Origin of the sequence: Mesorhizobium sp. B2-5-7 (assembly GCF_006440875.1) — a bacterium.
GTDB lineage: Bacteria > Pseudomonadota > Alphaproteobacteria > Rhizobiales > Rhizobiaceae > Mesorhizobium > Mesorhizobium australicum.
Genome location: NZ_VFUO01000005.1, coordinates 529,001 through 541,075, shown reverse-complemented (window position 1 = coordinate 541,075; position 12,075 = coordinate 529,001). Strand labels below are relative to the sequence as shown.

The following is a 12,075-nucleotide window of genomic DNA, read 5'->3' as shown; positions in this document are numbered from 1 at the left end:
CTCAGGTCTCCCTGAATTCGGTTCGTGCCAGCCCGTTGTCGAGATTGATCGTGGTGCGCAGCCGCATGCGCTCCGGTGTGGGGGCCATGATCAGCACCGCGTCGATCTCGATCTTGAGGCCGATGTTTTTGTCGCCGAGCGTGACGTTGATGATCGTGGCACTCTCCTTCAGGCGCGGCTCGAACGTGGCCAGCACCGCGCGGATCTCTCGTGCCAGGGAATCGCGGTCGAAATCCCGCGACGAACGGCCGGAAAAGGACGGCACCCCGAAATTGACCACGCTGCGGCGCACCTGCGGAAAGTCAGCGAGCGAGGGCAGTTCGTCCAGGGGCTGTTCGTGTTCGGCGTCGGAGAGCATCGGTACGGATTCGAAGCGCTCGGTGTTGAACAGGGCCTCGATGTCGCGGCGAACGGCCTCTCTCAACACGCGTGCCGAAACGACCACGCCGCGGCCTTCGATCTCGGCGCGATGCTGGCTCTGGAAGACCATCCGGTGCAGGCGCCGTTTGTGCTCGGATGTGAGTTCGGCGTCGGTGTCGATGGCGCGTGCGCTGCCGGCCAGAAGAGCCTCGACGCGCTCGGCGCCGAGTTCTTCATCCAAGAGACGGCGCAGCGCCTCGATCTCCGACGTCAGCCCAGGCAAGTCGTTGACGAGGCGATCCCAAAGGGAAGGCTGGACCGCCTCGCGCCTTGCCCGCGAACTGCCGCCAGGCTGCGCTCTCGCGCCAGCCCACCTGGTCTCACTTGCCGACATAGACGTCCATTTCGATCTCGTCGTCCTTGTCGTAGACGAACTTGATCTTCTTGTAGGCGAAGCTGACTTCTTCCTCGATCAGGTCCGCCTCGTCGGGAGCCTGCCGCATGTCGTATTCCATGATCGAAGCATCGGTGAGGGTCACGACCAGATAGTCGCTGGTTTCGCCGTCAATGGTGCGGCGTGCCGAAAACACCACCTCGTCGAGCGCCTTGTTCTCGAACAACGCCTTCTTCAGATAAGGCGACGACTTGTCGTAGTGCTTGAAGAACTTGATCATTCCCATCGACACACGGCCGCGTCGCGAAAGCGAATTCGGATCATAAGGCGCCATCATCTTGTAATCGACGCCATGCACTTCGATCTCGTCTTCATGCCCGTCGCGCTTGCTGGGCCCCTTGATGTCGGGAACTTTCAAAAAACCATCAATCTTCATTGAAGGAGCATCGTTTCTGTCTGTGGTCGGCATTGTCTTTCTCCACCGCTTTCAAATGAAACAGGATGATGACTTCGCTGCGCTTCAGCCCTTCACGGACGGCAGTTCCGACACCAACCGCAGCGAGGCGTTGATGCCCTCCAACTGGTAATGCGGACGCAGATAGAAACGGGCGTTGTAGTAACCGGGTCTGCCTTCGACGCTGTCGACCTGAACCTCGGCCGCGGCGAGCGGTCGCTTGGCTCGCGCCTTGTCGTCGGCAAAGGCGGGATTGGCCAGCACGTAGCGGTTGATCCATTCGGTCAACCAAGTCTCCATGTCGGTGCGTTCCTTGAATGAGCCGATCTTGTCGCGCGCGATCGCCTTGAGGTAATGCGCAAAACGCGAGACAGGGAAGAGATAGGGCAGGTTGGCGCTCAGCCTTTCGTTCGACTGGGCGTCGGGGTCGACCAGACGCCCGGCACGGGTCTCGTCGTCCTGAAGCGAGTGCGCCCCGATGAAGGCTGCGAGATCGGTGTTCTTGCGGTGCAAGATCGGCATCAGACCGAGCTTCGCCAGTTCCGCCTCACGCCGGTCGTCGATGGCAACTTCGGTCGGGCATTTCATTGCGATCGAACCGTCGTCCGTCGGGAACGCGTGCACCGGCAGGTTGAGCACCGTGCCGCCATTCTCGACGCCGCGAATCTGCGTTCCCCAGCCATAGAGCTTGTGGCTGCGGTTGATGTTGACGCCCATCGGGAAAGCGGCGTTCATCCAGACATATTTGTTGTGGTCGCCGCTTACCTCTTCCTCGAAGGTGAAGCCCTTTACCGGAACGGTCTCCGAGCCGTAGGGCAGGCGTGCCAATACGCGCGGCATGGTGAGGCCGATATAGCGGGCGTCCTCGCTCTCGCGCAGCGACTGCCATGAGGCATAGGCCGGGTTGTTCACGATCATTTGCAGGTCTTGCGGGTTCGGCAGTTCCTGCCAGCTGTCCATGCGGAACAGCCGCGGCGAGGCGGCCGCGATGAAGGGCGTGTGTGCCGAAGCACACACCCCCGAGATGTTGCGCAGCAGGCCGACGTCGCGCGGGTGGTTGGAGAACTCGTAGGCGCCGATGATGCAGCCGATCGGCTCGCCGCCGAGCATCGAATACTCGTCGGTGTAGACTTTCTTGAAGATTGGGCTCTGGTCCCACATCTGGCCTTCATAGTCTTCCAGCGTGTCGGCCAACTGCTCCTTGGAGATGTTCATCACCCGGATCTTCAGCTTGGTATCCGTCTCGGTGTTGTTGATGAGGTACCAGAGGCCCCGCCAGGTGCCTTCCATCTCCCGCACTTCGGGGGCATGCAGGATCTCGTTGACCTGCGTCGTCAGCATCTTGTCGATGCCCGCGATCAGCGATTTGATCGACTTGATCGCGTTGGACGAGATGGTCGTCGTCTCGGATCGGGACTGAGCGGCCAGCGCCAGGTTGCGCACCAGTTGCTGCAGCTTCTCAGTGTCGTCCTTCCTGACCTTGAAATCCTTTTCAAGCAGGCCGCTGAATTCACCCAGATCTATGGCTTCCGCCTCGGCGGTTGCGACTGCGGTCTTTTGCTGTTCAGCCATGACTTACTCCTCGCCCTTGCCGTCGGACATCGCCTGGCTGGCGATCTTGCTCAGCAAAGGCTCGTTGTTGAGAAGCTGCGCAATGCGCTTTTCAGCATCGACGCGGCCATCCATGAAGCCCAGCAGTTCCTCAAGTTGCCGCCGCATCTTGAGGATCTCGGCCAGTTGCGGCACCTGCTCGGCGATCTTGTCGGGCGCGAAATCACCCATTTTGGAGAAGGTGAGATCGATCGCCATTTCCTCGTCACGCTCGGCACCTTCGGCCTGCGGCAACGTGTTCTTCACCCGCGCCTTCACGCGCGGTCCCATTGCTTCCATGAATTTGGGAAACCGGTTGGCGTCGGTTTCGACGAAATTCCGATCCAGAACCGACTTTGAGGCTTCCTTGGTCTGCGAGGCGCCGGAAAGGTCGGCAATGACAGCCATGACGAACGGCAACTCGATGGTCGTCGGGCTGCCGTAGGTTTCGACGTCATAGGCGATCTGCACGCGCGGGGCGCGGTTTCTTTCGATGACCTTCGCTTTGCTCTCTGCTGGCATGATTGTTACCTTTCATCCTTCTGGGCCGGCTTCTTGGGATCGGGAACGCCGGCAAGCAGCCGGAATTCCTTCAGCCCCGACGGGGCGAGATCTTCCATCAGTTCCACGAAATCCATATGCACCATGCGGCGCACGCGCCGGGCGAGATGCGGGATGGGGCTGGACGGCTCGGTGCGATCGTAGAACGCGACCACGAGGTCGAGGCATTTGACGACTTCGTCGCGCGAATTGAGGCGCTCAGGCAGACCGATGCTGGTTTCCGCCAAGTTTGCCACACTTGCCATCGTCTCGGCTCCATGGCCATTTCGGGTGGGCGTCGATGCCGATTGAGACGGCTGCGCTGCAAGCTTTGCGGCACCGTTGGCGACCGCGCTGGCACTGGTATTCCACTCCAGCGTCGTCAGCAGTCGCTGCAGGAACTTCTTCAATTCCGGAACGGCTGCACCATTGCCGTCGATGCGGGCATTGAGCGCAGCATCCACCGCCTCCAACCCCGAAATGGCGGCGCGCGCATCGCTCAAAATCGTCATGATGGCGTCGGCGTCCTGATCGGCCTGCGCCGCGCATCCCGTGCGTACCCGGTTCAGCATCTGGTTGTGGGCCGAAGTCAGCGCCGCCCTTTCGCTCGTCCCCAGGCCGGAGGCAGCTTCCTGGAGCATGACGCGCTCGTCGAGCGCGGCCTGTTCGAGGTCTCGCCCGCTGATCGGCCCGATCGCACGCGGTGAGAAGAACACGGTCTGCCTCAGGTTCGCCAGCAGGCCGTCCTGGCCGTTTTGGAGGTCAAGCAGCGCATTGACGCGTCGCAGCGCCGCGTCGCGCCGCGTGGCGGCCGTGCGCAAAGCCGGGTGCATCGTATCCCAATACTGGTCGAACGTCCTTGCGATCAGGTTCAGCCCCTGGGCGAGGCCCGCGAGCCTCTCTTCGTTGGCCAGCGCGCGCGTGACGATCACCAGAAGGCGCAAATCCCGGCCGCGCGATTGCAATTCTTCGGCTTTTTGCAGGACGGTCGCCCAGTCGACCGAAATGGTTGACTGCGAAGCCTTGTTGCCGCCCTCATGAACGACCTTGATCTGGGCTTCCGTAAGCCGCTCCAGCTCGTGAAAAGCCGGGTCGTTGCGCAAATCCGCTCCCGACGGGTTGTCACCGTCCAGAGGATTCAGCCAGAGTGCGAGATCAATCACACCTACCCCCCGCAAGCCGCCCCGTGCCCCCCATGTGACGTAACGTTATCATCGGTCCCGTGCCACGACAATTGAGCAGATGCTCGAAAACTCACAGAAGCTGAATGCTCGGTTATCTTTCAACGAAACCCCTGGGCGATCGGCGGACCGGGTATGCGCAATGGGTCACGTCGTTGGCATCGCAGTGCTGGTTCCTTGCGGGAGTTTGCTAGCCTTGTGTAACCACAAGGTGCCGCCCGAACGGGGCAAAAAGGGCCCGCTCTTCACATGGCTTTGTCAAGCAGCCGCTTCTGTGGCAGGGTAGGGTCAGCAGATTTCGGGGGCAGGTTCGAATGGAACAGCGCCGGTCGTCGCAGAGTTTCAAGCGCAAGGAACTCGTTGCGAAGCTCAATCCCACGGGGGTGCGCGCCTTCAAGGCCGCCGCCGACACGGCCAAGTTGCGCGGAAACCCTTATGTCGAGCTGGTCCACTTCGTCCAGCAACTGGTGCTGTCCGAGCGCTCGGACGTGCAGATGATCGTCGCTGATGCGGGGCTGGATGTCAGCCGGCTGACCGCGGATATGACCCGTTCCGTCGACAAGCTGCCCTATGGCGCGACCTCGCTGGAGGAATTCTCCGATCACATCTTCCACGCCATCCAGGAAGGTTGGAACCTGGCCACACTGGAATTCGGGGTCGAGGAGGTGCGCAGCGCGCATATTCTTCTCGCATGCCTGAAGACACCGGTGCTGGAAGGGCTGGTTTCGAAGATCAGCGCCGAATTCGACAAGATCGACGCGGATGGGGTTATCGCCCGCTTTTCCGATGTCGTCGAAGGCTCTCTCGAAGCCGGCTCACCGCCTGCCGCAGTCGCCGCCGAAACGTCGATGAATCGGGGCCCGGGGCGCGATTCGGCACTCGCCAAATACGCCACTGACCTCACCCAGCGCGCCCGCGACGGCAAGATCGATCCGGTCGTCGGACGCGATGCTGAGATCCGCCAGATCATCGACATCCTGATGCGGCGCCGGCAAAACAACCCGATCCTGACCGGCGAGGCGGGCGTCGGCAAGACGGCGGTCGTCGAGGGCTTTGCCCTGCGCATTGCCCAGGGCGACGTGCCGCCGGCGCTTCAGAACGTCAGCGTACACATGCTCGATGTCGGGCTGATGCAGGCGGGCGCCAGCGTCAAGGGCGAGTTCGAAAAGCGGCTGAAGGCCGTCATCGACGAGGTCCAGCAGTCAGAGATCCCGCTCATCCTGTTCATCGACGAAGCCCACACGCTGATCGGCGCCGGTGGCGCGGCGGGAACCGGCGACGCCGCCAATCTCCTCAAACCCGCTCTGGCGCGCGGCGAGCTTCGCACCATCGCCGCCACGACCTGGGCCGAATACAAGCAGCACATCGAGAAGGACCCGGCGCTGACCCGTCGGTTCCAGGTCGTCAAGATCGACGAGCCTTCCGAAACGGTCGCCGTATTGATGTTGCGCGGTGTCGCCGGCGTTCTCGAGCAGCACCACCAGGTGCAGATCCTCGACGAGGCGATCGAGGCCTCGGTTTCGCTTTCGCACCGTTACATCGCGGCCAGGCAGTTGCCCGACAAGGCGGTCAGCCTACTTGACACCGCCTGCGCACGCGTCGCCATCTCGCAGCACGCGACGCCTGCCGAGGTCGAGGACATTCTGCGCCGTCGCCAGGCGCTCGAGGTCGAGGAAGGGATCATATCCCGCGAGGCGGCGATCGGCATCGACGTGACCGACAGACAGGCGCGCGTAAAGGCCGGGTTGGCGGAAGCCGAGACCGCGCTTGCGGCAGCGCAAGAGCGCTGGGACCGAGAGAAGGCGCTTGTGAGCGCGATTCTCGACCTGCGCGCCAAACTCCGTGGCGAGGGCATGCCCCTTGAGGCGCAGGAAAGCGGGGAAGCTGCTCCGGGGCAAGCTGTCGACGCCCCAGCGGGCAAGGCGCCTATGACACAGGCTGCCCACGAGCCTGCTCCTGCGCCCGATTCGGCCGCTGATCTTACGCGGCTTCGCGAATTGATGGCGGAACTCGCCGCAGCGCAGGGCGAAACGCCGTTGATCCTGCCCTCGGTGGACCGTAACGCGGTGGCGGCGGTTGTCCAGGACTGGACCGGCATTCCGACCGGAAGGATGCTGTCCAGCCAGACCGAGAAAGCGCTCAAGCTCGCGGCTACCTTGTCCGAGCGCGTGGTCGGTCAGGACCATGCGATGGAGATGATCGCGCGGCGCGTGCAGACCAGCCGCGCCGGTCTCGGCGCACCGGAAAAGCCGGTCGGCGTGTTCCTGCTTTGCGGCCCCTCGGGCGTCGGCAAGACCGAGACAGCCCTGGCGCTGGCCGAGACGCTCTATGGCGGAGAGCAGAACCTGATTTCGATCAACATGTCGGAGTTCCAGGAGGCGCATACGGTCTCGACGCTGAAGGGCGCGCCGCCCGGTTATGTCGGCTATGGCAAGGGCGGCATCCTGACCGAGGCCGTGCGGCGCAAGCCCTATTCGGTGATTCTGCTCGATGAGGTCGAGAAGGCGCATCCCGACGTGCACGAGATCTTCTTCCAGGTCTTTGACAAGGGAATGATGGACGATAGCGAAGGGCGCAGGATCGACTTCAAGAACACGCTGATCCTGCTCACCTCGAATGTCGGTTCCGAGGTCATCATGGACCGCACGAGGAACGGCACCCTGCGCACCGGCATCGACGATCTGGACACTGCTTTGCGCGGTCCGCTGCTGAAAGTTTTTCCGGCCGCTTTCCTCGGCCGCGTGGTGACAATCCCTTACTACCCGCTTTCGGACACGATGATCGAGGCGATCACCACACACCAGTTCGGCAAGATCGCGCGGCGTCTCAAAGCCAGCAACCAAGCAGAGCTGGTGATCGGCGAGGGTGTCATGGACATGGTCAAGGCGCGCTGCACCGAGATCGAATCTGGTGGGCGCATGATCGACGCCATTCTCACCAACACGCTGCTGCCGGAACTCAGCCGCAGCGTGCTCAATCGCACGCTCGAGGGCAAGAAGATGACGAAAGTCACCGTCGGCGCCTCGGCGCAGGGATTTACCTACTTGTTCGAATAGACCTTGAGATGAGATTCGCGGTCACGCATTCGCGCAATCTAAGATCTTGAAGCACCATTCATGGCACGGACGCCGTTGATCAACGCACCTTCGCCGCCAATCGGAGCTCTGCGTGGTCCGCAAATGACGCGCAGCCGCAGAGAGCGTGCCGTGCTTGGCGACCGCGAGCACAAATCTCAAATCATCCCAGTTCAATGTGCCCGCCACCTTTGCGGCTTGGACTGTCGGCTCGCATCCCGGCCGAAACGGCGTCTCATTCGTCAGGCGAGCCTCAGCCCAATTCCTCTCCGCACTGTCACAGAATCAACGAACAAAGGAGCGCCATCCGTAACTCGTATCGTATGATGTTCGTTCTCTGGATCGACGCTAGACAAATACGCTCACCCTTGAGCAGTGCTGGACCAGCGTTCACTCTCGACGGACGCGCTCGAACCATGGGGGCCGTCCTCTCCCTCCAACGCGTAAGCGCCCGGCTGATCCCTGCGCCTTCACCCGGGTGCGACACCGCAGGCCGAGCAATCGGTTCGCGCGGCTCAATGAGCAGTGGGAGGTGGCGATCTGGTAGCAGTGGCGAAATGCTGGCGCGAATGCGCGCGCCGCGCCACGGTCATTCGGATCGCGGATACGTCACGCGACTAGAAGGCGACCTTCAGTCCGAGCTTGGCGCCGATGGTGGAACTGTCGGACGACACCTTACCACGGACTTCGCCGTTGACGGTCGTCAACTCCGAGACCTTCAGGTTGAAGCCGGCCGACAGCGCCGCGGAAAAATCGGCATCGTCAAAGGAGATCGTCCTGGTGTCGATTTCGGTCGTGTTCTTGTAACCGAAACGCTGCTGCAATTCGGCCCGTGCATAGGGGCTGAACACCATCCCGTTGCTTAGCTTGTAGTCGCCATAGATCCCAGGCTCGATCTTAAACGCGCCAAAGGAAAGCCGGCTCTTGCCGAACTGGTTGCCGCCGCTGTCGGTAAAGGAATCGCCGCGGAATGACACGCCAAGCAGGCCACCACGCAGGTCGAAACGGGTGCGCTCGCCCAAGGTGAAGATGTGGCCGACCGATCCCGTAACCGCATAGCCCTCGGTGTCATAGCTGCCTGTGGTGCCGAGCACGCCGTTGGTCACGTCGCTTCCGCCGAAGAAACCGGAGGCGGAGACCAGGGCGTAATTGGCGTCCTTGCGCAACAGCGCGTAGCCGCCGAACATGCCGGCCTTGTTGGTGCCTTCGCCTATGGCGTCAAATCCTCGGAACGCGCCAAGGTTGACATCTGTCGAGGCATAGCCGGCGAAAACACCGATGTTGAGACCATACTCATTGTCGAACTGGAAGTGCTTGGCGGCATTAAAATCCAGGCTGATCGCGGCCGAAAAATCATTGGCATCGAAGCTCGGACCGGGGCCATTCAAACCGCCGCCACTGATAGTGTAGCCGTCATGCTCGGTATGAGCGAATTGGCCGGAGGCAAAGACGCCGAAGCTGGACGAAACCGGCACCATTCCAGATCCCGATGCGGGCGAAAGGGGGAGGTCAGCATCGATCGCGTCGCGGTTTATGCCGTAGAGAGCATCGATTGCCACCGTCACCGCCCCGGCGTTGGTGGCGCTGATCGGCGCCGCCGCAATACCGAAATTGGCCGGCGTTGCGCGCAGGAACAAGCCCCCATTCGGGCCAGTGACGATCGCATAGGTGAAAAGTGAGCCCAGGGTGCCTGGAGTGCCTTGGATGTTGAAAATCCCGGCAATCGGCCCGCCGGTCGAGACGATGATCGGAATATCGGTCGCCTGCGTGAATTGGGGCGTGCCCAGCAGGTTGACGATGATTGTGTTGACCCCGGTGGCCGAAAATGCGTTGGCGACGAGTTGATCCGACTGCAGCGTCTGTTGATTGATGTCGAGGCCGATGCTTGCTCCATTGAGGGTGAGGCCGCCCAGCGTCAACACGTCATCGGCGGCACCGTCCGTCAGGTTGATCAGCGAATTCGTCGCGATGATCGAACCTGGCATAGTGACGTTGCCGTTGATGAACAGCGTCGAGCCATTGCCGAGATTGAGTTGGTTGATGCCTTGCGTGCCACCGCTGAAACGGAGCGTGGAATGGTCGGCGGAGAAACTATCGAACCCTGCGAAATTCTGGCTTTTGCCGCCGGCAGCAAGGTCGGTATCGGTGACGGTGCCATTGGCATTGGTTCCGCTGAAAAGAACGTGATCGCTCAGATTGAGCGGATCGACCGCGCCGGATCCGTTGATGATGAGCGTGTCGGGTCCAAGGCCGGTGATGTCACCGCCGATGGTTCCGCCGGAGAGCTGGACGTGGTCTGCGTCGATGCCACCCTTGATGGTGCCGCCGGAAACCGAAACTTGGTCGAACCCGGCTCCGCCGCTGACATTGCCGTCGACGGTGCCGCCTGAGACCGTGATCGTATCATTGCCTGCGTCTCCGGTCACGGAGCCGTGGACCGTGCCATCGCTGATAGCCAGCGTGTCGTTGCCATTGTCACCGCTCAGACTAGCGTCGAGGACGCCCCCGGTCATGGTGAAATGGTCGTCGCCGTCGCCAAGCCCGATGGCACCTCCTCCTTCCGAATCGCCGTGAACAATGGCGCCATTCTTGATGGTGACGCTGTCGGCGCCGCCATTTGTCAAAACAGAACCCGCGACAATGCCGCCGTCGCCATCGGCGACGCTTGTATCGTTTCCTATGGTGATGGTTTCGATGCCACCGCCACCTATGACTGAGCCGTCAATCTCACCGCCGGTCATCTCCAGCAAATTGTTTCCTTCGCCAAGGTAGATGCTCAGAATGCTGCCGCTGTGGATGGTGACAGTGTCATCGCCCGCCCCAGCGTCGAGGTTGGCATCGACTTGCGGCGCAAACGGCTCACTGTTGAAAACCCCATCGGACATCTCGAACCGGTCGTTGCCGCCAAGGAGTTGAATGGTCCCCGTGCCCGGCTGCAAGGAGGTCGTTACCTCCGAGCTTATCGGCGGCAGGCCACTTACGCTGGGTGTCGCCGTACTGTTGTTCAGGATGCCGCCAACGATGTTCACAACGTCGTCGCCATTGCCGTCATAGTCGTTGACGATGACAGTCGACGAACTGTTGTCTTGCCCTTGGTAACCCTCGAACGCCGTCGTGAATACGCCGCCGACGTCCTGGACAGTTCCGGCTGTGTTGCACGAGGCCGTGACCGACGTCGTTTGGAAGGTCGTTACGGCGGAGGTGCCTGACCCGACTGTTGTCGAGGCGCCCTCGGCGGTTGCGGTGCAGGCTGCCGCGCCAGACATTTGGAACGTGGACGCTGCCGCTAACGCAAGCAACGGGACACCCCCCAGTTGATAAACCCTGCGCGGCACTCTCATTCGACCTCACTTACGAGAAATCGATACCGTCACAAATTAGGCTATTAAAATCGCTCGGCGACCCATCTGGTGGGTTCGATGCCTTGCTGACCGGAAGTGTACGCGGCGCGCTGCCCTATGGCAATGGAAAGGCGTTCGCCCTCAGACCATTGTAACGCCATATGTGGCCACAAGGTCACTATCGAAAACTCCGATCGAACTGCTGACATGGCAGTACATCAACGTCAGAGGAGACTGTTACAGCTCAGAATAGGCTGCCGAAACGGTCATATCTCCTGCATGGGCGACCTTGCGGTCAAAGCTTGCCCATATTTCGCCGCCACATTGCTGCGCCCAGCGGTGGCAGAAAGAAAAATCGGTCGGCAAATCCACATCGGGCGTCACGATCTTTGAAAACGGCGTCAGAAAGCTGTCGAACTGTGCGGTGTATTTGTTGTTTTTGTAGCGAGACCGGTTCACCGTTTCTGGAAGTTTCTCGATTATCTCGGTGACGCAGTCGCGGGACACCAAAAAGACGCCCGTGCCGCATAGCGACACCCGGACGAAGCCGCTCATCTCCTGGCGGGGTTCGATAATGGTGCCGACGAACTCCAGACTCCGTGCAAAGGCCTTTTGGAAGGGCAGTTTCGACAGCGAGTGAAGTTTGCGGAGATCGATCAGGCGCCGAGGATACAAAGTGCCGACCACCGGCTTTTCAAGTGCCAGCATCGCGGCGATGAGATCAGGCGAAAAGCCCATATCGCTGTCGATCATCAGCATGTGGCTGCAATCCGGTTTGTTGTAGTAGAAATTCGTCAGCAAATAATTCCGGGAAAATGGGATATCCGTGTACTCGATTTCGGACAGCGTGAAGGCGTAACTGGACAGGCCCTTGTGGGTCAGGGCCGCGAACAGGCTGCGGACGAACACGCTTTTGTAGGCGGCCCCATAAACCGGTAGCGCAAGGTTGATCTTGGTTGGCATTTTGTCCTCCACAATCCAGCGACTGAGCGCATACAAATCCCTTTCACCTATCTTTGATATGATTCTTGGTATAAAAATCTGCTGGCCTTTGGGGGCGCAGGTCCAGACGCTCGGGCAGGATTGCGTTTTGCGTCGTGTTGCGCTGTTTGGAAGGCTGCGAGATCAACATTGACGCAGG

Annotated in this window: 8 protein-coding genes and 1 pseudogene; 1 reads left to right on the top strand and 8 read right to left on the bottom strand. The window is 60.9% G+C overall.

Going from position 1 to position 12,075, the window contains the following annotated elements; translation table 11 throughout:
- Nucleotide 1: 1 nt before the first annotated feature.
- From tssE to tssA, 5 genes are all read right to left on the bottom strand, one after another.
- Complete coding sequence (gene tssE, locus FJ543_RS23675; protein WP_140877593.1) at nucleotides 2-754, bottom strand: type VI secretion system baseplate subunit TssE; 753 nt, start codon at nucleotides 752-754, stop codon at nucleotides 2-4.
- The gene (locus FJ543_RS23670) at nucleotides 741-1,190 is read right to left on the bottom strand and encodes an Hcp family type VI secretion system effector (RefSeq protein WP_181166515.1); all 450 of its coding nucleotides are present in this window, start codon (nucleotides 1,188-1,190) and stop codon (nucleotides 741-743) included. The genes tssE and FJ543_RS23670 overlap by 14 nt, the downstream gene beginning before the upstream one ends.
- An 84-nt stretch (nucleotides 1,191-1,274) precedes the next feature.
- On the bottom strand, nucleotides 1,275-2,780 hold the full coding sequence (gene tssC, locus FJ543_RS23665) for a type VI secretion system contractile sheath large subunit (protein WP_140620043.1): 1,506 nt from the start codon (nucleotides 2,778-2,780) through the stop codon (nucleotides 1,275-1,277).
- Nucleotides 2,781-2,783: 3 nt separating this feature from the next.
- Nucleotides 2,784-3,320 (bottom strand): type VI secretion system contractile sheath small subunit, encoded by a 537-nt coding sequence (gene tssB, locus FJ543_RS23660; protein ID WP_140620028.1) that lies wholly within the window; start codon nucleotides 3,318-3,320, stop codon nucleotides 2,784-2,786.
- Nucleotides 3,321-3,325: 5 nt separating this feature from the next.
- Nucleotides 3,326-4,501, bottom strand: coding sequence for a type VI secretion system protein TssA (tssA, locus tag FJ543_RS23655; RefSeq protein ID WP_140877589.1), 1,176 nt, complete (start codon nucleotides 4,499-4,501; stop codon nucleotides 3,326-3,328).
- Nucleotides 4,502-4,833: 332 nt separating this feature from the next.
- Here tssA and tssH point away from each other — a divergent pair, with 332 nt between their 5' ends.
- Nucleotides 4,834-7,575: a type VI secretion system ATPase TssH gene (tssH, locus tag FJ543_RS23650; protein ID WP_140877587.1), complete on the top strand. Its 2,742-nt coding sequence runs from the start codon at nucleotides 4,834-4,836 to the stop codon at nucleotides 7,573-7,575.
- Between the two features lie 90 nt (nucleotides 7,576-7,665).
- Here tssH and FJ543_RS31990 read toward each other — a convergent pair.
- The 3 genes and pseudogenes from FJ543_RS31990 to FJ543_RS23635 all read right to left on the bottom strand — a co-directional run.
- Nucleotides 7,666-7,782: pseudogene (locus FJ543_RS31990) on the bottom strand (LysR family transcriptional regulator); the annotation flags it as partial.
- Nucleotides 7,783-8,210: 428 nt separating this feature from the next.
- A complete protein-coding gene (locus FJ543_RS23640) occupies nucleotides 8,211-10,859 on the bottom strand; it encodes an autotransporter (protein WP_246678864.1) in 2,649 nt (882 codons plus the stop codon).
- Between the two features lie 312 nt (nucleotides 10,860-11,171).
- A complete protein-coding gene (locus tag FJ543_RS23635; RefSeq protein ID WP_140877582.1) occupies nucleotides 11,172-11,897 on the bottom strand; it encodes a hypothetical protein in 726 nt (241 codons plus the stop codon).
- Nucleotides 11,898-12,075 lie beyond the last annotated feature (178 nt).